At 58.0% G+C, this 20093-nt stretch carries 17 protein-coding genes, 1 other RNA gene and 1 pseudogene; 6 read left to right on the plus strand and 13 right to left on the minus strand.

The genetic code is table 11. The features are described from left to right. Positions 1–4: 4 nt before the first annotated feature. The 3 genes from E0L20_RS06580 to yczE all read right to left on the minus strand — a co-directional run bounded on the left by E0L20_RS06580 (position 5) and on the right by yczE (position 4960). Complete coding sequence (locus E0L20_RS06580; RefSeq protein WP_131633247.1) at positions 5–3097, minus strand: beta-galactosidase; 3093 nt, start codon at positions 3095–3097, stop codon at positions 5–7. Positions 3098–3200: 103 nt separating this feature from the next. Then, positions 3201–4271, minus strand: coding sequence for a LacI family DNA-binding transcriptional regulator (locus E0L20_RS06585; RefSeq protein ID WP_131633248.1), 1071 nt, complete (start codon positions 4269–4271; stop codon positions 3201–3203). Positions 4272–4348: 77 nt separating this feature from the next. Then, a complete protein-coding gene (yczE, locus tag E0L20_RS06590) occupies positions 4349–4960 on the minus strand; it encodes a membrane protein YczE (protein WP_131633249.1) in 612 nt (203 codons plus the stop codon). 86 nt (positions 4961–5046) lie between these two features. On the opposite strand from yczE, the gene yczR reads away from it, so the two are divergent. Continuing rightward, on the plus strand, positions 5047–6468 hold the full coding sequence (yczR, locus tag E0L20_RS06595) for a MocR-like transcription factor YczR (RefSeq protein ID WP_131633250.1): 1422 nt from the start codon (positions 5047–5049) through the stop codon (positions 6466–6468). A gap of 61 nt (positions 6469–6529) precedes the next feature. On the opposite strand, the gene E0L20_RS06600 is transcribed toward yczR, so the two are convergent. From E0L20_RS06600 to ffs, 3 genes are all read right to left on the minus strand, one after another. After that, the gene (locus E0L20_RS06600) at positions 6530–6745 is read right to left on the minus strand and encodes a hypothetical protein (RefSeq protein ID WP_131633251.1); all 216 of its coding nucleotides are present in this window, start codon (positions 6743–6745) and stop codon (positions 6530–6532) included. Next, on the minus strand, positions 6742–6993 hold the full coding sequence (locus tag E0L20_RS06605) for a hypothetical protein (RefSeq protein WP_131633252.1): 252 nt from the start codon (positions 6991–6993) through the stop codon (positions 6742–6744). The genes E0L20_RS06600 and E0L20_RS06605 overlap by 4 nt, the downstream gene beginning before the upstream one ends. Positions 6994–7251: 258 nt before the next feature. After that, positions 7252–7348, minus strand: an RNA gene (ffs, locus tag E0L20_RS06610) — signal recognition particle sRNA small type. A gap of 166 nt (positions 7349–7514) precedes the next feature. Between ffs and E0L20_RS06615 the strand changes: the two are divergent. Then, a pseudogene (locus tag E0L20_RS06615) lies at positions 7515–7829 on the plus strand (MGMT family protein); the annotation flags it as partial. Between the two features lie 37 nt (positions 7830–7866). Here E0L20_RS06615 and E0L20_RS06620 read toward each other — a convergent pair. Beyond that, positions 7867–8394 (minus strand): YbaY family lipoprotein, encoded by a 528-nt coding sequence (locus tag E0L20_RS06620; RefSeq protein ID WP_131633254.1) that lies wholly within the window; start codon positions 8392–8394, stop codon positions 7867–7869. Between the two features lie 203 nt (positions 8395–8597). Here E0L20_RS06620 and tesB point away from each other — a divergent pair, with 203 nt between their 5' ends. Further along, complete coding sequence (gene tesB, locus E0L20_RS06625; protein ID WP_131633255.1) at positions 8598–9458, plus strand: acyl-CoA thioesterase II; 861 nt, start codon at positions 8598–8600, stop codon at positions 9456–9458. 97 nt (positions 9459–9555) lie between these two features. Here tesB and amtB read toward each other — a convergent pair whose 3' ends face one another. From amtB to E0L20_RS06650, 5 genes are all read right to left on the minus strand, one after another. Continuing rightward, positions 9556–10842 carry an ammonium transporter AmtB gene (gene amtB / locus E0L20_RS06630; protein ID WP_131633256.1) on the minus strand — a complete coding sequence of 429 codons (1287 nt, stop codon included), beginning with the start codon at positions 10840–10842 and terminating at the stop codon, positions 9556–9558. Positions 10843–10877: 35 nt separating this feature from the next. Further along, a complete protein-coding gene (glnK, locus tag E0L20_RS06635) occupies positions 10878–11216 on the minus strand; it encodes a P-II family nitrogen regulator (protein WP_119935278.1) in 339 nt (112 codons plus the stop codon). A gap of 222 nt (positions 11217–11438) precedes the next feature. Further along, on the minus strand, positions 11439–13220 hold the full coding sequence (locus E0L20_RS06640) for a SmdB family multidrug efflux ABC transporter permease/ATP-binding protein (protein ID WP_131633257.1): 1782 nt from the start codon (positions 13218–13220) through the stop codon (positions 11439–11441). Then, positions 13213–14967, minus strand: a complete 1755-nt coding sequence (locus E0L20_RS06645; RefSeq protein ID WP_131633258.1) for a SmdA family multidrug ABC transporter permease/ATP-binding protein — start codon at positions 14965–14967, stop codon at positions 13213–13215. Before E0L20_RS06645 ends, E0L20_RS06640 begins: the two co-directional genes overlap by 8 nt. Before the next feature lie 30 nt (positions 14968–14997). Beyond that, on the minus strand, positions 14998–15456 hold the full coding sequence (locus E0L20_RS06650; protein ID WP_131633259.1) for an Lrp/AsnC family transcriptional regulator: 459 nt from the start codon (positions 15454–15456) through the stop codon (positions 14998–15000). A gap of 115 nt (positions 15457–15571) precedes the next feature. Here E0L20_RS06650 and E0L20_RS06655 point away from each other — a divergent pair, with 115 nt between their 5' ends. Next, a complete protein-coding gene (locus E0L20_RS06655) occupies positions 15572–16618 on the plus strand; it encodes a PLP-dependent cysteine synthase family protein (RefSeq protein ID WP_131633260.1) in 1047 nt (348 codons plus the stop codon). Between the two features lie 40 nt (positions 16619–16658). Here the strand turns inward: E0L20_RS06655 and cof are convergent, their stop codons facing one another. Then, positions 16659–17477 (minus strand): HMP-PP phosphatase, encoded by an 819-nt coding sequence (gene cof, locus E0L20_RS06660; RefSeq protein WP_131633261.1) that lies wholly within the window; start codon positions 17475–17477, stop codon positions 16659–16661. Between the two features lie 101 nt (positions 17478–17578). Between cof and E0L20_RS06665 the strand changes: the two genes are divergently transcribed. Together E0L20_RS06665 and queC are read left to right on the plus strand one after the other, a co-directional pair. After that, on the plus strand, positions 17579–19279 hold the full coding sequence (locus tag E0L20_RS06665; protein ID WP_131633262.1) for an SgrR family transcriptional regulator: 1701 nt from the start codon (positions 17579–17581) through the stop codon (positions 19277–19279). A 66-nt stretch (positions 19280–19345) separates the two neighbouring features. After that, positions 19346–20041, plus strand: a complete 696-nt coding sequence (queC, locus tag E0L20_RS06670; RefSeq protein WP_131633263.1) for a 7-cyano-7-deazaguanine synthase QueC — start codon at positions 19346–19348, stop codon at positions 20039–20041. The last annotated feature ends 52 nt before the right edge of the window (positions 20042–20093 follow it).

Consider the following 20093-nt stretch of genomic DNA (forward strand, 5'->3'; position numbering starts at 1 on the left):
CAGTTTACTCCGGCCGTTGCCGCCAGGTAACGCGATAGCGTAGCTGGCGCTTCTGCAGGATGAACTCTGGCGAAACGCTCGGACTCCACGAATCATCGCCGCCCACGCCCATATGAAACGCATCGAGATTGAGCCAGCATCCCGGCTCCTCACGAAGCTTGTGATGGTGCGTAACCTCACGCAGCTGCTGCTGGCCGTAGCGGCTCAGGGAGAAATGGAAATGTCCCTGCAGCTGATGCGGGCCAAACTCAAGCTCCCGGGTATCGCAGCGCAGGCCATTATCCGTCGGGAAGATATAAGGCGTATGCATCTCATCCAGCGGTAACTCCCAGCGCCCCTGCTGCGCGGCCAGCTTTCTGTCCGGATAGTTTTCCAGCGGCCCCGCCCCCAGCCAGCGCACCGTGTCCGGCGCCTGGGCGAGATGTACGCTCAGGCCAATGCGCGCCGGTTCGGGGATATCGGAGGCAACCTGCACCTCGACGTCGGCATGCAGCGCGCCCTGCGCGTCAACCCGCCAGACCTTACGGCTCAGGAACAGCGCCTTGCCGCGATGCTCCCAGACGTGCTGCGTCGTTACCACCGCGCCGTCCGCATGCTGGTTCCCTTCACACAGCAGCATGCGCGAGGTTAAAGCATACATCCCCGCCGCCTTCCAGCGTTCAACCCATGCATTCGGGTCGATTCGCGTTACCTCGCTCACGCCAATATCATTATCCAGCGGGGCGCGGGTAAAGCTATCCACCAGCGGTGAGAGCAAGGTTTCAACGCCATTGCGCCACCACTGCGTCAGGTTTCCTGAGGCACAATCGAACGTCCAGCGCTGATGGTGATGCGTTATCTCCAGAACGCCATCTTTATGCGCTAAAACCGGCGTCTCGCCCGTCTCTTCGCGGGCGGCAACGTACAGCGGTGCGGGAAGCGGCCACTGGTCCCATGCGCAGCGATGATTCGCCGATGACCACGCCGTCGCCTCCGGCTGAAGCACCTCAACATTCAGCCAGACCTCGCCCGGCTCGGCCGCGAGTTCGGGCAGCGGGATCTCCAGACGCTGTGCGCCCTGCGGTGCAATAGACAGCGTCAGGTCGCCCGATGCCAGCGCTTTCCCGTCGCGGGTTATTGACCATTTCAGCAGCTCGTTATCGGTCTGGCGGAACAGATAATCGCTCTGCACCTCCACCACCAGCGGAGAGGTGCTGACCAGCGTAAAGGTGAAGAACTGCTGGGCACGCTGCGCTTCGTATAGTGCCGGATGCGGCGTGCGGTCGGGGAACACCAGCCCGTTAAGGCAGAACTGTCGGTCATTGGGCGTATCACCAAAATCCCCCCCGTAGGCCCAGAAAGGATTACCCTTCTCATCTTTCTTCGTCAGCGCCTGATCGACCCAGTCCCAGACAAACCCACCCTGCAGACGCGGATGGCTGCGAAATGCCTGCCAGTATTTAGCGAATCCGCCGAAGCTGTTACCCATCGCATGGGCGTATTCGCAGAGGATTAGCGGACGCGTTTCATCCGGCATGCCGATCCACTTCTTAATAGACCATTTCGGCACGGCCGGGAACGGCTGATCCCAATCGACGCGGGCGTACATCGGGCAGACGATATCGGTGGCGGCGCTATCTGCCCCGCCGCCTTCGTACTGCACCGGACGCGTAGGATCGGTGGTTTTCAGCCATCGGTAGAGCGCATCGTGATTCGCGCCGTGCCCGGACTCATTCCCCAGCGACCAGATAACGATCGACGGATGGTTGCGGTCGCGCAGCACCATGCGGGTAACGCGCTCGCTCATGGCTGGTAGCCAGCGGGGATCGTCCGAAAGGCGGCTCATTGGAACCATGCCGTGCGTTTCGATATTGGCTTCATCGACAACGTACAGCCCGTAGCGATCGCAAAGGGTGTACCACAGGGGATGGTTAGGGTAGTGAGAGCAGCGGACGGCGTTAAAGTTGTGCTGCTTCATCAGTTCGATGTCGCGACGCATGGTTGCTTCGTCCATCACCTGACCGTTTTCCGGGTGATGCTCATGGCGGTTCACCCCGCGGATGAGCAGGGGTTTACCGTTGAGCTTCAGCAGGCCGTTGCTGATTTCAACGCGACGGAAGCCAACGTCGCAGGCTTCAACCTCCAGCGTATTCCCCTCCCCGTCCAGCAGCGCGATCGTCAGGCGATACAGCTCCGGCGCTTCAGCGCTCCACAGTGCGGGAGCGGCAACGGGTAGCGATACCGTCAAGCGCTCTGCCCAGCTTCCCCGCTCATCCACCGGGACGGAGCCGGGACGCTGGGTGGCGCTGGCGCATTTTTCGCCGTTACGCCAGAGGGTAACGGCCACTTCGCACTCGCTAAATTTCGCGCCCGCCAGCGCCACATCGACGTTCAGCGTCGCGCGGTCTAATTCAGTATTCAGACGGGTTACGACGTGATAATCGGCAATCTGCGTTTCCGGCTTATGCAAAAGCGTTACGTCGCGGAAAATGCCGCTCATGCGCCACATATCCTGGTCTTCCAGATAGCTCCCGTCACACCAGCGCAAGACCATTACCGCCAGGCGGTTGTGGCCCGGGCGCAGAACGGCAGAGAGATCGAACTCGGCGGGTAGTCGGCTATCCTGCGAATAGCCAATCCACTGGCCGTTGCACCACAGGTGAAACGCCGAATTTACGCCGTCGAACACGATGCGGGTTTGCCCGCTCTGCAGCCAGGCCTCGTCCATCTCAAATGTGAGCGAGTAACAACCGGTAGGATTTTCTGCCGGAACGAAAGGCGGATTGACGGCAATGGGATAGGTCACGTTCGTGTAGATGGGGGTATCGAAGCCCTGCATCTGCCAGTTTGACGGAACAGGCATCGCAACCGCGTCAGCGTTATCCTCCGCGAGCCATGCCTGCGGAACGTGCTCAGGTGCGGTATAGAAGCTAAAGCGCCACGCCCCGTTAAGAGAGCGTCGGCTGACCGAGCCGGCATCCTCTCTGGCTAAGATTTCATTTCGCCAGCTATGAAACGGCGCATGCGCTGCCAGGCGGTTCCACTGCGTTACGCCAGGGTTTTCCCAGTCCCGGCGAGCCAGAATTGCGCTGAGAGTCAGCGATGATGTATCGGACATGTTTACCTCGTTGCGAAGCGCTCACAATTTTAGTCAACATGCCCTGGTAATGTATGGCGGTAAAGTGTCCGATCGCAACGTAGCGAGTCAGATCACAAAAGCATTACTCCCGCGCGATTTTCTCCGCCAGAAGCGTCAGAGCCTTCAACTGCCGGGCAAGATCGTCACGATCGGCTCGATCGGCTGCACGAGGCGCGCTGGAATGCCGTGCGATTAAGGTCACGGGCAGCTGCATTTGCCAGCCGTTTTTCTCCTGCGTGGGCGCCAATAGCCATTCCACGCTTCGCTCGCCCGCCTCGCGGAAGGCCTGACGAACGGTCGTGAGGGGAGGAGAAAACCAGGCACTGTCGGCGGTATCATCAAACCCGACAATAGAAATATGCCCCGGCACCGCAATCCCTTTTTCGGCGCAGGCACGCATTACGCCAAGCGCCATTTGGTCATTCGCCACCAGAATCGCGTCGGGCAACTGCGCGCCCGATAACAGCTGATGGGCTTTTTCATATCCGGAGGCCGCACTCCACTCCCCGTAAGCCACCGCTACGGGCTCAAGCCCGGACTGCGCCAGCGAGGCTTTCCAGCCCGCCAGCCGCGCGCGCGCAGAGACGGAACTTTCTGGCCCGCTCAGGAGAGCAATACGCCGATGCCCCAGGGAAAGAAGATGTTCAGCCCCCAGGCTGGCCCCCTGCCCGGCATTAAACACCAGGCTGTTGACCCGCGCAGAAGGAGAAACATCCAGGAACAGCACCGGTACGGACGCAGCCAGCGTTTTGAGCTGTTCGGCAAGCGGATCGTCCAGCGGGACGTTGACCAGCAGTGCGTCCACGCGCTGCGCCAGCAGCTCCTGGATGGCGGCCTGGCACTGCTGCGGATGTTCCACCATCGAAATGAGCACGCTCGCCCCCTGCTCCAGCGCGCGGGATTTTACGGCAGAGGCTATTTGCGAAGGCGCATGCAGCGCCAGATCGGTGGTGATCAGCCCCAGGGTACGCGTACGTTTTCCCGCCAGCTGCTGTGCGCCACGGTTGGGGACGTAGTGCAGCTCGGCCATCGCCCGCTGCACCTTTTCCCGCGTGCGGGCGGAGACATGCTCCGCATCGTTAATCACGCGGGAAACGGTCTGGTAAGAAACCCCCGCAAGGAGGGCGACATCATAAAGGGTGATCGCTTTCATGCATTCCGGCTTCGCGTCGAGAGGATCCACTATTGTGGCATAGCGTTAACCTTAAAGCATGTGAGCGCTTCGCAAAATTAAACAATCTGCTCCGGCTGAGCAATGTTATCAGCGCGCGGCTTCTGCCGGAACCACGGCAAGCAGAGCTGAATCATAGGGCCAATGGTCAGGGCATACACCACGGTGCCTACGCCAAACGTTCCGCCAAGAATACAGCCGATAATTAACACGCTCACCTCGATCCCGGTGCGCACGCTGCGAATCGACCAGCCAAGACGCGCATGGATCCCTGTCATCAGGCCATCTCGCGGCCCGGCACCAAAGCCCGCGCCAATATACATACCCGTTGCAATTGCATTCACCACAATGCCGGACAGCAGCAGGGTGATGCGTATCGGTAGCGAAGTCAGCTCGGGGATCAGCGCCATCGAAGCATCCGCCGCGAGGCCGATACAGATTACGTTACTGATAGTGCCAAGCCCCGGCATTTGACGAAGCGGTATCCACAGCAGCAGCACCGCCGCCCCGGTCAAAATAATCACCGTACCGATACTCATCCCCAGCTGCAGTGCCACCCCAAGGTGAAAAACGTCCCACGGATCGACACCGAGATCCGAGCGAATAAACATTGCGGTGGACAGGCCGTAAAGCCCCAGACCGACGTAAAGCTGTACCAGACGACGTACCATTTTTATCTTCTCCGAATAACCAGACTTTCATCCTGAACCAAAATGGCATTATGATTAATGTCCAGTTTTGAAATAGTGGACTGCACATGTCATCACGTCGTTTCGGAAGCCAGTCTCTGGTCCGCCTGTTAGGCCACTGGCAGCAGCCCTCGTCGCGTACCCCGCTCTGGCGTCAGCTGGCTGACGGATTACGTCTGTTAATTCTTGACGGCAGGCTGGCGCTTAGCACGCGGCTGCCGGGTGAACGGGAGCTGGCCACTGCGCTGGACGTGAGCAGGACAACCATCGGCAGCGCGCTGGCCCATCTGCGGGAGGAGGGATACCTCGAGAGCCGACACGGCAGCGGCTCACGCGTGATTTTGCCGGATACCCGCGCCATACCCACCCTGTCAGCCGCCAGCGCGGCGCTGGATCTCTCGACTGCCGCGCTCAATGCCGGACCCGAAATCCACCAGGCCTACACCCATGCGCTCGCGACCATTCCGCAGCACCTTACCCTGACGGGGTACGATCAGCTTGGGCTGTTGGCACTGCGCGAAGCTATTGCCGCCCGCTATACCGCGCGAGGGCTGCCGACCCAGGCAGATGAAGTGATGGTAGTAAACGGTGCGGTGAGCGGCTTTGCGCTGGTGCTGCGGATGATGACCGGCCCGGGCGATCGCGTCGTGGTTGATTATCCTACCTATCCGCTGGCGATCGCCGCTATCCAGGGGGCGCAATGTCGGCCCGTGGGCGTTTCGCTGCCGGATAAGGGCTGGGATACGGATGGCTTCGCGGCAACGCTTGCCCAGACGGCCCCCCGCCTGGCGTACCTGATGCCGGATTTCCACAATCCAACAGGGCGCTGTATGGATCGCGCCACCCGTCAGGCCATAACCGATATTGCTGCAAAGACCCGCACCGCGCTGGTTGTCGATGAAACGATGGTGGATTTGTGGTTTGACGCGCCGCCGCCGCCACCGCTGGCCTCCTTTAACCCGGGAGCAAACGTGATTACGCTCGGCTCAGCCGGAAAAAGCTTCTGGGGAGGACTTCGCCTCGGATGGATCCGCGCCAACTCGCGCACCATCGCAACGCTGACCCAGACCCGCGACACCCTTGATTTGGGCTCGCCAATACTGGAACAGCTGGCAACACAGTGGCTGATTGAAAATAGCGATTCCTTCCTGCCCGCGCGCCGAAAAATGCTGAAGGCACACCGCAGCCGGTGTCGCGAGCTGCTGCAAAAGCACTTCCCTGAATGGCGATTTCAGGAGGCCGAAGGCGGGCTTTCCTACTGGATAGAGCTGCCCGGCATGCATGCGACGCAGCTGGCCGCACGCGCCGAAACGCTGGGGATAAATCTGGGAACGGGCACGCGGTTTGGTCTTTCCGGTGCGTTTGATCGCTACTTACGCATGCCCTTCTCGCTCGACCCGGATCGGCTTGAAGAAGCGCTGCTAAGAATTAAACCGCTTTGGCTGGCGCTAAATAAAAGCACGCCATCAATTAAGCGCAGCCTGGTATAATGTAAATAATAAAAACTGCTGACTGTAATGCATGCAGTCAGCAGTTTTCACCGGCCAGGATTTAGTGCTGCGGAGGAATAGGGAAACCTTTCAGCGAAATAACAAAACTTTCACCCTCTTTCTTTATTTTTGCGCCGGTGTCACACCAGTCAGACGCAATACGAAAGAATTCATCGCTTCCTACATTCCAGCCGAGACGTACATGCTTGACGTAGCCTGAGCGTAACAGATCGCAGGCCTCTTTGTAGTCACAGGCAGTTGACGGTTGTTGTTTCATTTTCTCTTCTTCAGAAGTTTGCGTAGCGCTTTGATTTCTTTAGGAGTAAATGGATTTACACTCTCTTCTTCCGTATGCTGATTATCAATATCCTCTTCCGATACTCCCGCCTCTTCTACTGCTTCAAATGCCAGCAGCAGCAGTTTTTCTGTCGTCACGCTTAAATTCTCGTTATTCACTTCCGCGTAGTGGCGAAGTCTTTCTTTCAGCGCTTCATCAATTTTAACGTTTAGTACCGCAGTAGCCATGATTGTTACTTCCCTTCGGAATAAGTTCTTTATTTAATACACGAAGTTATCCGCCTAAGCCAGATCTATATTTTTTGCTTATGACGGAAAAAAGACACCCAATAATAAAATGACAGTCTATTATTACAGGTTTATGACAGTAATATTTCAAATGAATGAAAGATATATTACGCAGGCTATTAAATACCCTTTATATAATAAAGGCTATTTCAACTGGCGGTAGAGTAAGGGGGTCATGGAGGCCGAAATGGGTGGGGGCCCTGCCAGCTACATCCCGGCACACACGTCGTCTGCCCTGGCTGCTTCCTTCCGGACCTGACCTGGTGAACAGAGTAGCGTTGCGGGAGAACCAACAGGGCCCCCATTGAGAGCGTTGTTAACCAACGCGCTGGCGCATTATCGCTATGCCGCCCTGTAATTGCAAGCCGCAGGCGTCCGGATGCTGGTTTATTGCGCAAACAGGCGCAGTAATCAGTAAGAACCTGGTTTAACATGGCTGTCCAGACAATCCCACAGGCATAGATATGGACGAACACGACACCTTTCCACAGCGTGTATGGCAAATCGTGGCCTCCATCCCGGAAGGCTATATCACAACCTATGGCGACGTTGCCCGTCTTGCCGGTTCTCCCCGTGCCGCGCGCCAGGTCGGCGGCGTACTGAAGCGGCTTCCGGAGGGAAGCGCCTTACCGTGGCATCGCGTGGTGAATCGTCACGGCGCAATTTCGCTCACCGGGCCGGATCTTCAGCGCCAGCGTCAGGCGTTGCTTTCCGAGGGGATACAGGTGTCAGGGTCGGGGCAGATAGATTTGCAGAAGTACCGCTGGGTGTACTGATTGACACCCTCTCCCGCAGGAGAGGGTTTAGCCTTAATTACAGCTGGGTAGGCGGCGTAGGGACAGCCGGCTGGTTCGCTTGTGGCGCAACCGGGAGTGCCGTTTGCGTTACCGGCACCAGGTTCAGGTCGACTTTGGTTCCACCGTTGTTAACGGCTTCCTGCACGGTATCGGTGATAAAGACCAGCTTATCGTTGATCGTTACCGCCGCGCTCAGCAGGATACGCGCGTTTGGCTGCACGTCTGATGGGTTATACGGCAACACGAAGCTGAACGGTGCCTGTTTACCCTCTGTACGCACCGCACGCTGCGCCAGAACCTTAGACGGCGCGTCCGCCAGCGAGGCGTCAGACAGGGTTACCGTTAATACCGCATCCGGCGGTAAGGCAACTTTCTGCTTGATCCAGATAGTACCGGACACATTTGGCTGCTGAATGGACTGCTGTGAAAGTGTATTTATCCCGTTAGGATCTGCAGCGGGCACGGGCACCTGAGCGCTTTTACCGGCGCAAGCAGAGAGCGCTACCGCAATGGCTATACCACTTAGCATTGGCACGAGTTTCATTGAAGTCTCCTTATCATCAATGCACCAGCGGGATCGATCCCATCCGATGTCGTTTCATTCACATAACGTAAACAAGTGTGGCACAAATCACTGATTAATGCCTAATTTCGAGCCGATATTCAGACTATTCTACCCATCGGACCACTTTCATTTCTGCGTTATACTCTGCGTATCTTTCGCCACGGCGTTTATTGAGGACGACTATGAGTCAAGCACTGAACAATCTGCTGACATTACTGAATCTGGAAAAAATAGAGGAAGGACTCTATCGCGGGCAGAGCGAAGATTTAGGCTTACGCCAGGTTTTCGGCGGCCAGGTCGTAGGGCAAGCGCTGTACGCGGCCAAGGAAACCGTCCCGACAGACCGTCTGGTGCACTCCTTTCACAGCTATTTCTTACGCCCTGGCGACAGTGCAAAGCCGATTGTGTACGACGTTGAGGTATTACGTGACGGCAACAGCTTTAGCGCCCGTCGCGTGGCGGCCGTTCAGAACGGCAAACCCATCTTTTACATGACCGCCTCGTTCCAGGCGCCAGAGCCGGGTTATGAGCATCAGAAAGAGATGCCACCCGCCCCGTCGCCGGACGATCTTCAGTCTGAGACTGACATTGCCCGCGCGCTCGCGCATTTATTGCCGCCGCAGGTTAAAGAGAAGTTTCTCTGCGATAAGCCGCTGGAAATCCGCCCTGTCGAATTCCATAACCCGATGAAAGGCCACACCGCTGAACCCAAGCGTCAGGTCTGGATGCGAGCCAACGGCACCGTGCCGGAAGATCTTCGCGTACATCAGTACCTGCTGGGCTACGCGTCTGATTTCAACTTCCTGCCGGTTGCGCTACAGCCGCACGGCGTTGGGTTCCTGGAGAAAGGGATGCAGGTCGCAACCATTGACCACTCCATGTGGTTCCACCGTCCGTTTGATATGAATGAATGGCTGCTCTACAGCGTGGAGAGCACGTCAGCGTCGAGCGCTCGCGGGTTTGTGCGTGGGGAGTTTTATACGCAGGATGGCGTGCTGGTGGCTTCTACAGTGCAGGAAGGGGTGATGCGTAATCGAGGGTGATCTTGTGCGGCCTGGTGCCCTCACCCTGGCCCTCTCCCACGGGGAGAGGGAATACACACTAAAATCGGCAACCTCTCGGTTGCCGATTTGCTGTCTATTAGGCGTTATAGGCATTCTCGCCGTGGCTGTTCACATCCAGACCTTCGCGTTCCTGCTCTTCCGGTACGCGCAGCCCGACGGTCATGTCCGCCAGCTTGTAGCCGATGAAGGCGACAACCGCAGACCACACAACGGTGATGGCAATACTTTCCAGCTGTACCAGCACCTGATGAACCATCGTCACGCCTTCTGCATACCCCACGCCGCCCAGAGATTTCGCGGCAAAGATACCGGTCATGATACAACCGACGATGCCGCAAACGCCGTGGACGCCAAACACGTCGCATGGGTCGTCAACGCGCAGAATACGCTTCAGTGCGGTCACGCCCCACAGGCCGGCAAGACCCGCCACCAGACCCACCAGCAGCGCACCGCCGACGCCCACGTAACCACACGCAGGGGTAATACCGACCAGCCCAGCAATCGCGCCGGAACAGGCACCCAGCAGAGACGGCTTACCGCGCACGGCCCACTCGCCAAACACCCAGGAGAGGATCGCACCTGCCGTCGCGACAACGGTGTTCACGAAGGCCAGCGCGGCGATTTCGTTAGCCGAACTTGCAGACCCGGCGTTGAAGCCGAACCAGCCAAAGTAGAGGATAGCCGTACCGGTAAAGACCATCGGCAGGTTGTGCGGCTTAAACGCCTCTTTCCCAAAGCCCACGCGTTTGCCAATCAGGTACGCGCCCACCAGACCCGCAACCGCGGCGTTGATGTGGACAACGGTCCCGCCCGCAAAGTCCATCGCACCGTGAGACGCCAGCAGACCGCCGCCCCAGACCATGTGCGCAATCGGCACGTAGGAGAGCGTCAGCCAGACCACGACGAAAATCAGCACCGCAGAGAAACGAATACGCTCCGCCAGCGCGCCGACAATCAGGCCCACGGTTATACAGGCGAACGAGCCCTGGAACGCAACGTGGATATACTGATAGAAGGACCCCATCAGCGCGGTCAGCTCAATATTCTTCAGCATCGCCCAGTTGAAGCTGCCGAAGAAGGCGTTACCTTCGCCGAAGGCCAGCGAGTAACCGTAAACCACCCACAGCACGCACACCAGCGCGAACGTCACGGCAACCTGCGTTAGCATAGAGAGCACGTTTTTACCGCGGATCAGGCCGCCGTAAAACAGCGCAATGCCCGGAATAGTCATGAACAGCACCAGCGCGGTGCAGATCATCATAAATGCGTTATCGGCTTTGTCTGCCACAGCAGGGGCAGCCATGGCCAGGCCCGGCAGCAGCGCCAGCGACCCCAGACCCGTTTTGATTGTTGCTATCTTCATTTTCTCGATCCCTATCACTGTGTGCCAGGCGTTATTTACAGTGCCGCTTCGTCGGATTCGCCGGTACGGATGCGAATGACGCGCTGCAGTTCAGCAACGAAAATTTTGCCGTCGCCAATTTTGCCGGTGTAGGCCGCTTTGCTGATGATGTCGATGACTTCATCGAGCTGATCGTCCGCAATCGCGACATCAATTTTTACTTTTGGCAGGAAGTTAACGCTGTATTCCGCCCCGCGATAAAGCTCGGCATGCCCCTTCTGACGACCAAAGCCTTTCACTTCGGTAACAGTCAGTCCCTGAATACCCATAGAGGACAGTGCTTCACGCACGTCTTCGAGTTTGAATGGTTTAATTACCACCGTAACCAGCTTCATAGATCCCCTCCAGTCAGAATTCGGTAATGGCCGCAGCTAACACGAAAGGGATACTGCAAGGGATGTGCCAGAATTGAAAACAGAGGGAAAGCGCGGGGGAAGTCGCCTGATACGGCGCAAAGTAAACGACTGATGAAAAAAAACGCACCATGACGGTGCAGGGTGCGTTTCAGTTTTGCACCAACAGCTTTGGCTGTTAGCGCGTTGCCTGCTTTTGGTGCATCAGGCGCTAAGCGACTCTTCTTCGCGCGCGCTGGCGGCCAGCTCTTCGCCCGCAAGCTGTAGTTGATACATCTGCCAGTAGCGCCCCTTCGCCTCCAGAAGCTCTCGGTGCGTACCGCGCTCTACGGCCTGCCCGCGGTGCAGCACCAGAATGGTATCCGCCTCGACAATCGTTGAAAGACGATGGGCAATGACCACCAGCGTCGTATGGTCACGCACGGCGGCCAGCGCCTGCTGGATAGCCTGCTCGGTGCCCGAATCGATACTGGCCGTGGCTTCATCCAGAATTAGCACCTGCGGCGTTTCGATCAGCACGCGCGCCAGCGCCAGAAGCTGCTTTTGCCCAACGGAGAGGTTATTCCCCTGTTCACCCAGCTTCGTGTTGATCCCGTCGCTAAACCCGCGCGCCAGTTCTGCCAGCTGGACCTTTTCAAGCACGTCCCAGACCTGCTCATGGGTATAAGGCCGCCCCAGCGTCACGTTAGCGTAGAAGGTATCCGCCAGCACAACCGGGTCCTGCTGCACCATCGCGACGCCCTTACGCAACACGTTATGGCTGAGTGTCGCAAGCGAACGGCCGTCCAGGCGGATCTCGCCCTGAGTTAAGGGGTAATATCCCATAAGCAGGCTGGCCAGCGTACTTTTGCCACTGCCGGTATGCCCAACCAGCGCGACAAAGCCGCGCGACGGAACGTCCAGGTTGATGTCCTTCAGCACCAGCTGGTCGTCGCGGTAGGCAAACGAGACATTATCAAAAGCAATTGCCCCGCTTTGCAGCGGGCGGTCGTCGTTGCCGTAGGTCTGACGCGGTCTGTCCATTAATTCAAATACGCGTTCGCCTGCCACCACGGCCTGCTGCAGCATGGATTGCTGGGTAGTGAGTTCAATCAGCGGTTCATTAAGACGCCCAAGATAGCTGATAAAGGCATACAGGACCCCGACCTCAATAGTGCCGCGCGTTGTCAGGCTAAACATCATCAGCAGGCCGCAGAGCACCAGCGCTGAGAAAAGACTCAGCAGCGGGCGCAGGAGGAAACCGTCCAGGCGCAGCGTCTGCATACGCGCCATATAGTGAGAACGGCTGGCCTCGCCCATCCGCTCGCCAAAGCGCGCCTGCTGGCGGAACTGCTGGATCACGCTCATGCCGTTAATCACTTCGTTGAAGCCATCGTTGATATCGGCGAGGTAGGCGCGCACGCGACGCACAATCGGCGTGCTGTAGCGTTGATAGATAACCATCACGATCAGCACCGCCGGGAAGATGGCGATCGCCACCAGCGCCATGCGCCAGTCGAGGCTAAACATCGCTACCAGCATCGCGCCTATGAGCGCCGCGCTGCGTAATACGGTAGCGACAACCGTGACGTACAGATCGCGGATCACTTCGGTATCGTTGGTGACGCGAGAGATCACCTGCCCGACAGGCTGAGTATCGAACTCGCTGAGCGGCTGGCGCAGCGCCGCGTCCATGACGTCCGTACGCAGCTGCTGAACAACGCCCACGGCTGCACGGTTAAACAGCAGCGACTGGGCATAGTGCAGCCCCGCCGCCGTCAGCTGTAGTCCCACATAGGCCACGCCCAGCCCAGCCAACAGCCCCAGCGGCAGATAGCTTTTTGCGACCATGTTATCGATGAAATAGCTGATAAGCAGCGGGCCGCTAACCTCCGCAACCGCCGCAATCCACAGCAAAAGCACGGCGATGGACAGCGGTTTACGCCACGGAGAGCCGTAGGCAAGCAGACGCTTCAGCGTCGGCCACATCGTTCCGAGCTTACGCATGGGTGACCTCCTCATCCAGCGCCGCCTCAAGCTGCTGATAGCGGTACATATCCCGGTACCAGCCAGCCTGCTCCGCCAGCCGATCGTGCTGACCGCGCTGGGCAATGTGTCCGTGCTGCAGTACGAGGATCTCACTGGCCTCCGTCAATGCCGACAGGCGGTGAGCGCTGATGATGACCGTGCGCCCTTCGCCCCACTGGCGCAGGTTGTGCAATATTTGATGCTCGGTGCGGCCATCAACGGCGGAAAGCGCATCATCCAGAATCAGAATTTCAGCGTTCAGCAGCAGCGCGCGGGCAATAGAAATTCGCTGTTTTTGTCCGCCGGAGAGCATCACGCCGCGTTCGCCGACCTCCGTTTCATAGCCCTGCGGCAGGCGCAAAATATCGTCATGAACGCTGGCTAAGCGCGCGACGTGTTCAATCTCGTCCTGCGTGGCGGCAGGGTGGCCGAGGGCAATATTGTTGGCGATGGTATCTGAGAATAAGAACGGCGTCTGGCTGACGACCGCCAGGCGGCTGCGCCAGCCGTCCAGCTGCAGGCTCGTCAGGGGACGATCGTGGAAACGAATGTCGCCCTGCGTCACGTCAAAATGGCGCTGGAGCAGCGACAGAATGGTGCTTTTTCCCGATCCCGTTGGGCCACAGATGCCCAGCATCTGGCCGGGCTGCAGCGTAAAGCTCACGTTTTCGATCACCGGATGTTCCGTCTGCGGATAGCTAAATGACCGGATATCAGCCTTCACCACCCCGCGTCCTTCGGGCACCGGCTCACTGCCGTCATTCACGACCGGCGCTTCGGCCAGCATGGAGCGAATGCGGCTGTAGGCGGCGCTGCCGCGCTCGACAATGTTGAACATCCACGCCAGGGCCAGCATCGGCCAAATCATCAGCCCCAGATACATCGCAAAGCTGGTTAACTGACCGAGCGTCATCGAGCCCTGCACCACCATCCAGCTGCCACCGCCGATCGCCAGCATGTTTGCCATGCCGATGGCGATATAGATCGTCGGATCGAAGCGGGCATCAATACGCGCCACGCGCATATTTTTCGCCCCGGTATCGGCCGCATCGGCGGCAAACAGCGCGGACTGGCGATCCTCCAGACCAAAGGCTTTGATCATGCGGATGCTGGTCATGCTCTCCTGGGTGCGATCGTTGAGCGATGAAAACGCCGCCTGCGCCAGCTTGAAGCGCTCGTGCAGCTTTTCACCGTAGCGGTTGATCGCCAGCGCCATTATTGGCATCGGCAGCAGCGCCAGGAGGGTCAACTGCCAGCTGATCTGGGTCGACATGACGATCAGTACCGCGCAGCCCATCACCAGTGAATCCACCAGCGTCAGCACCCCTTCCCCGGCGGCAAAGACCACGCGGTCCACGTCGTTGGTGGCGCGGGCGATGAGATCCCCGGTGCGATGGCGAAGGTAAAACTCCGGATGCTGGCGGCTCAGCTGGCGATAAAAATCTTCGCGCAGCTCAACGGCCAGCTGATAGGACGCACCGAATAAGAGCACGCGCCAGACGTAGCGCAGCAGGTAGACAATCACCGCGGTCAGCACCAGCGTGCCAACCCACATCATCACCCGTGCGGTGGTGTAATGCTGTTCCGTAACGCCATCCACGACGTATCCCACCACTTTCGGCGGGATCAGCTGCAGAATGGCAATAATGATAAGCAGGCATACGGCGCCGAGATAGCGTTGCCACTCCCGACGAAAGTACCAGCTTAATTGGGCAAATAATCGCACGAAGTTTGTTCCTGAAGGTATTTGACGACGTTATTCAATGGGTAGCGCGGTGGTGTATTTAATCTGTTCCATCGCAAAGCTCGAGGTGACGTCCGACAGGCCCGGTACGCTGTTGACGAGCCGCTTGTAAAAATCATCGTAACGCTTCATGTCAGCGACCTGAACGCGCATCAGGTAGTCATACTCTCCGGCCATACGCCAGAAACCCAGAACCTCCGGCATGTCCGAAACCTGCGTCACGAACCGGCAATACCAGTCGCTGCTGTGATGCTGCGTTTTTATCAGAACAAAGGCGGTCAGTCCAAGCCCCAGTTTTTCGGGATCTAACAACGCGACGCGCCCCAGCAGAATGCCGTCATCTTCCAGTTTCTTGAGGCGTTTCCAGCACGGTGTGGTGGTCAGATTAACGGCATCTGCCAACGCCTGCAAAGAGAGGGTGCAGTCGCTTTGCAGCAATGAAAGCAGCTTGCGGTCAATTTTATCTAGCATACCCACCTCACAGAGAAAATTTTTCTCCCTTCATTCTATTTTAAAGGCAAGATAGCAACAATTTTTTCTGTGCTTTTCGCTATGCTGGGCACAAAATGACAAATGGATACATACGATGAATAGCACCTGGGTTAAACATGCCATCAGCGAAATCAATGCCGACTACCAGCGCTCGGCAGACACCCATTTAATCCGCCTGACGTTGCCCGGGTTTGCGGGCATTCAGCTGTACCTGAAGGATGAAAGCACTCATCCAACCGGCAGCCTGAAGCATCGTCTGGCGCGCTCGCTATTCCTGTACGGTTTATGTAACGGCTGGATTAAAGAAGGCACCACCATCATTGAGTCCTCATCCGGTTCAACGGCGGTGTCAGAAGCCTACTTTGCCCGCCTGCTTGGCCTGCCGTTCATCGCCGTGATGCCCTCCTGCACCGCAAAACGCAAAATCGAACAGATCGAATTTTACGGCGGACGCTGCCACTTTGTTGAAAGCGCCTGCGAAATCTACGCCGCCTCTGAAATGCTGGCGCGCGAGCTGAACGGCCACTATATGGACCAGTTCACCTTCGCGGAACGCGCCACCGACTGGCGCGGCAATAACAACATTGCCGACAGTATTTTCCGCCAGATGACCCACGAGCCGCACCCGGTGCCCGCGTATGTTGTGATGAGTGCAGGTACGGGCGGCACGTCGGCCACTATCGGGCGCTATATCCGCTGTCAGGGCTATGATACCCAGCTGATGGTGGTTGACCCGCAGAACTCCGTGTTCCTCGACTACTGGCAAAGCCGTGATGCCGCCCTGCGCAGCCCCGTGGGTAGCAAAATCGAAGGCATCGGCCGTCCGCGCGTGGAGCCGTCGTTCATTCCTGACGTGGTCGATGAAATGCTGCGCGTGCCGGACGCAGCCAGCGTGGCCACCGCGCACTGGCTGGAGACGCAGCTTGGCCGCAAGGTGGGCGCCTCGACGGGCACCAACATGTGGGGCGCACTGCAGCTTGCCGCCCGCATGCGCGAAGAGGGCCGCACCGGTTCCATCGTCACGCTGCTGTGCGACAGCGGCGAGCGCTACCTCGACACCTATTACAATGCGGAGTGGGTGCAGGCGAATATCGGCGACATCGCGCCGTGGAAAGCGCAGATTGTCGAGCTGGTGAAATAAAAAAAGCCAGGCCGAAGCCTGGCTTGCTGGAAGGGTCTCACTATTCGGGGGAATACGGGAGGTTGTTTTTGTCCAGCCAATGCGTCAAAAAATGGGACACCGCTTCGTTACGGCAGTGGCCAATAACCGGCAGGTGAGGAAGCTCTGCAATCAGCTGCGGCATCGCATTCCCCATTATCAGACCGCGACCCACGCTGCCCAGCATCTCGCGGTCGTTCATGGCGTCGCCAAACGCCATACAGTCCTGCATCGTTAAGCCCAGGTGGTCGCTCAGGACCGCCAGGGCAGATCCTTTGTTACAGCCGACCGGCAGCACTTCCAGACAATCTACCGCCGAGAAGGTCAGGTGCGCCCGGTCGCCCAGCGCCTCATTGAGCTGAATGCGCAGGCGGCAGAGATCGTCATGATCGCCACAGAAGCAGATCTTAGTCACCGCGTGGGCGGGGATCCGCCGCAGATCGATAAGCTGATATTTAAAGCCGCTGTATACGTGCGCGTGCAGCAAATCGGGAATTTCACGACCGGTAAACCAGCCTTCGTCATTGAACACGTGAATGCTGGCCTGCGTGTCCCAGGTGCTGTGCAGCACGATATCCGCCACTTCCGGGTTAAGATCCTGACGATGCAGCACATCGCCTTCAACGGAGTGTATCCGCGTGCCGTTTCCTGTGATCAAAAACGCATCAAGTGAAAATGCCCCTAATAGATGGCGCATCTCCAGCACGTGGCGACCGGTGGCAAACGTCAGGGTCACATCGCGTTCATGCAGGCGCTTCAGCGTGCTCAGGGTATTCTCCCCTAAACGGTGATCCGGCATTAACAGCGTGCCGTCCATATCAAATGCAGCGAGCCTGGCCATGATTACTCCCGAAATGTGATGCGATTAACTTGTGCATCAGTATTGCGTGAGATATACGGAAGTAATAGTGAATAGATGATAATAATTGTTCCGGGTTTATCATGCGCCAGCTCAACCGTCTTAAACAGTATCAACGCCTGTGGCAACCTTCAGAAGGCGCGCAACAGCAGGCCACCGTTAGCGAACTTGCCAGCCGCTGCTTTTGCAGCGAACGGCACGTTCGCACCCTGCTGCGTCAGGCTCAGGAGGCGGGCTGGCTAAGCTGGCGCGCGCAGTCCGGGCGCGGTAAGCGCGGGGAGCTGACGTTCCACGTCACCCCTGAATCATTGCGTAATGCCATGATGGAAGAGGCGCTCAAAAGCGGACAACAGCATAACGCCCTGGAACTGGCGCAGCTGGCGCCTGATGAGCTGCGCTTGCTGCTCCATCCTTACATGGGCGGGCTTTGGCAAAACGATACGCCAACGCTGCGTATTCCCTACTACCGTTCGTTGGAGCCGCTTCATCCCGGCTTTTTGCCCGGTCGGGCAGAGCAGCATCTGGCGGGGCATGTCTTTTCCGGGCTGACGCGTTTCCACGGTAACAGCAACGAACCGACGGGCGATCTGGCGCATCACTGGGAAGTGTCGGACGAGGGGCTACGCTGGCATTTTTATATCCGCTCTACGCTTCACTGGCATAGCGGCGATAAAATCGAGACGGAGCAGCTGCAGCGGAGTCTGACAACGCTGCAGGCACTGCCTGCCTTACGTAAACTCTTTCAGAGCGTATTGCGCATTGAGGTCACGCATCCGCAGTGCCTGACCTTTACCCTGCATCAGCCTGATTACTGGCTGGCGCACCGGCTGGCGGCCTACTCCAGCGGCCTCGCCCATCCCGACCAGCCCATGACGGGCAGCGGCCCTTTCAAACTGAGCGTGTTCGATCCCGACCTGGTGCGCCTTGAAAGCCATGAGCAGTACCACCTTAGCCATCCACTTTTGAAGGCCATTGAGTTTTGGATCACGCCGACGCTCTTTGACTACGGGTTGGGAACAAGCTGTCGTCATCCGGTGCAAATTGCCATCGGCGAGCCGGACGAGCTGGAAAGCCTGCGCCTGGTGAGCAACAGCACCAGTCTCGGCTTCTGCTATCTCACCCTGAAGCAGAGCGCGCGGCTGAATGAAATGCAGGCGCGACGGTTGATTAATATCATACACCTGTCGGCGCTTCTGCATACGCTGCCGCTAAACGAAGGGTTGATTACGCCAACGGAGGAGTTGCTTCCCGGCTGGTCTATACCCCAATGGCCAGACTTGACAGAGGTTGCCCTGCCTGAAAAATTAACGCTGATTTACCATCTCCCCGTTGAGCTGCACACCATGGCGGGCCAGCTAAAACAGTACCTTGCGCAGCAGGGCTGCGATCTGACGGTTATCTTTCACGATGCCAAAACCTGGGACGGGTGTCTGCGCCTGGCGGAGGCAGACATCATGATGGGCGACAGGCTGATTGGCGAAGCGCCAGAGTACACGCTTGAGCAGTGGCTCCGCTGCGATACGCTCTGGCCGCACCTGCTCAGTGCGCCACAATATGCCCATCTGCAGGCCACCCTGGATGCGGTACAGACGCAGGCCGATGAGCAGGCTCGACATGCCGGGCTGAAAGCTATTTTCAATCAGCTTATGGAAAACGCGGTGCTGACGCCGCTGTTTAACTATCAATATCAAATCAGCGCCCCGCCGGGCGTAAACGGCATTCGACTCAATACCCGCGGCTGGTTTGATTTTACCGAAGCCTGGCTTCCAGCCCCCAAATCGTGAAGAAGCTGGTCGACGCTGGAGTGAGGCGGTAACATGACGTTTTTACCGTAACTGTCGAGATGATTTATGAAACGTGCCGTCGTCGTGTTCAGCGGAGGACAAGATTCCACTACCTGCCTGGTTCAGGCCCTTCATCAGTATGATGAGGTTCACTGCGTGACGTTTGACTACGGTCAGCGCCACCGCGCTGAAATCGACGTTGCCCGCGAACTGGTCCTGAAACTGGGCGCGCGCGCGCACAAGGTGCTGGACGTGACGCTGCTAAATGAACTGGCCGTCAGCAGCCTCACGCGCGACAGCATTCCCGTACCGGACTACGAGCCCGACGCCAGCGGCATTCCCAATACCTTCGTGCCGGGACGCAATATTCTGTTCCTGACCCTGACGGCCATTTATGCCTATCAGGTGAAAGCCGAAGCGGTGATCACGGGCGTGTGTGAAACCGATTTTTCCGGCTATCCTGACTGTCGCGATGAGTTCGTAAAAGCGCTGAATCACGCGGTTAATCTGGGAATGGCGAAAGAGACGCGCTTTGAAACCCCGCTGATGTGGCTGGATAAAGCGGAAACCTGGGCGCTGGCAGACTACTGGGGCAAGCTGGATTTGGTGCGCAGCGAAACCCTGACCTGCTACAACGGCATTAAAGGCGACGGTTGCGGCCAGTGCGCGGCCTGTAATCTGCGTGCGAACGGGCTGAACCACTATCTTGCCGACAAAGTCGGCGTGATGACCGCGATGCAGAAAAAAACCGGGCTTAAATAGGGTTAATTCCTCGTGCTGTCGCAAAACGGGTGTCGACAGCACGAGTACGCCT

This window comes from Enterobacter wuhouensis, assembly GCF_004331265.1.
Lineage (GTDB): Bacteria > Pseudomonadota > Gammaproteobacteria > Enterobacterales > Enterobacteriaceae > Enterobacter > Enterobacter wuhouensis.

Bases quoted from the DNA above. Each gene is read 5' to 3' on its own strand.
- E0L20_RS06580 (WP_131633247.1), bottom strand. From the start codon at position 3,097: ATGTCCGATACATCATCGCTGACTCTCAGCGCAATTCTGGCTCGCCGG.
- E0L20_RS06585 (WP_131633248.1), bottom strand. From the start codon at position 4,271: ATGAAAGCGATCACCCTTTATGATGTCGCCCTCCTTGCGGGGGTTTCT.
- yczE (WP_131633249.1), bottom strand. From the start codon at position 4,960: ATGGTACGTCGTCTGGTACAGCTTTACGTCGGTCTGGGGCTTTACGGC.
- yczR (WP_131633250.1), top strand. From the start codon at position 5,047: ATGTCATCACGTCGTTTCGGAAGCCAGTCTCTGGTCCGCCTGTTAGGC.
- E0L20_RS06600 (WP_131633251.1), bottom strand. From the start codon at position 6,745: ATGAAACAACAACCGTCAACTGCCTGTGACTACAAAGAGGCCTGCGAT.
- E0L20_RS06605 (WP_131633252.1), bottom strand. From the start codon at position 6,993: ATGGCTACTGCGGTACTAAACGTTAAAATTGATGAAGCGCTGAAAGAA.
- E0L20_RS06620 (WP_131633254.1), bottom strand. From the start codon at position 8,394: ATGAAACTCGTGCCAATGCTAAGTGGTATAGCCATTGCGGTAGCGCTC.
- tesB (WP_131633255.1), top strand. From the start codon at position 8,598: ATGAGTCAAGCACTGAACAATCTGCTGACATTACTGAATCTGGAAAAA.
- amtB (WP_131633256.1), bottom strand. From the start codon at position 10,842: ATGAAGATAGCAACAATCAAAACGGGTCTGGGGTCGCTGGCGCTGCTG.
- glnK (WP_119935278.1), bottom strand. From the start codon at position 11,216: ATGAAGCTGGTTACGGTGGTAATTAAACCATTCAAACTCGAAGACGTG.
- E0L20_RS06640 (WP_131633257.1), bottom strand. From the start codon at position 13,220: ATGCGTAAGCTCGGAACGATGTGGCCGACGCTGAAGCGTCTGCTTGCC.
- E0L20_RS06650 (WP_131633259.1), bottom strand. From the start codon at position 15,456: ATGCTAGATAAAATTGACCGCAAGCTGCTTTCATTGCTGCAAAGCGAC.
- E0L20_RS06655 (WP_131633260.1), top strand. From the start codon at position 15,572: ATGAATAGCACCTGGGTTAAACATGCCATCAGCGAAATCAATGCCGAC.
- cof (WP_131633261.1), bottom strand. From the start codon at position 17,477: ATGGCCAGGCTCGCTGCATTTGATATGGACGGCACGCTGTTAATGCCG.
- E0L20_RS06665 (WP_131633262.1), top strand. From the start codon at position 17,579: ATGCGCCAGCTCAACCGTCTTAAACAGTATCAACGCCTGTGGCAACCT.
- queC (WP_131633263.1), top strand. From the start codon at position 19,346: ATGAAACGTGCCGTCGTCGTGTTCAGCGGAGGACAAGATTCCACTACC.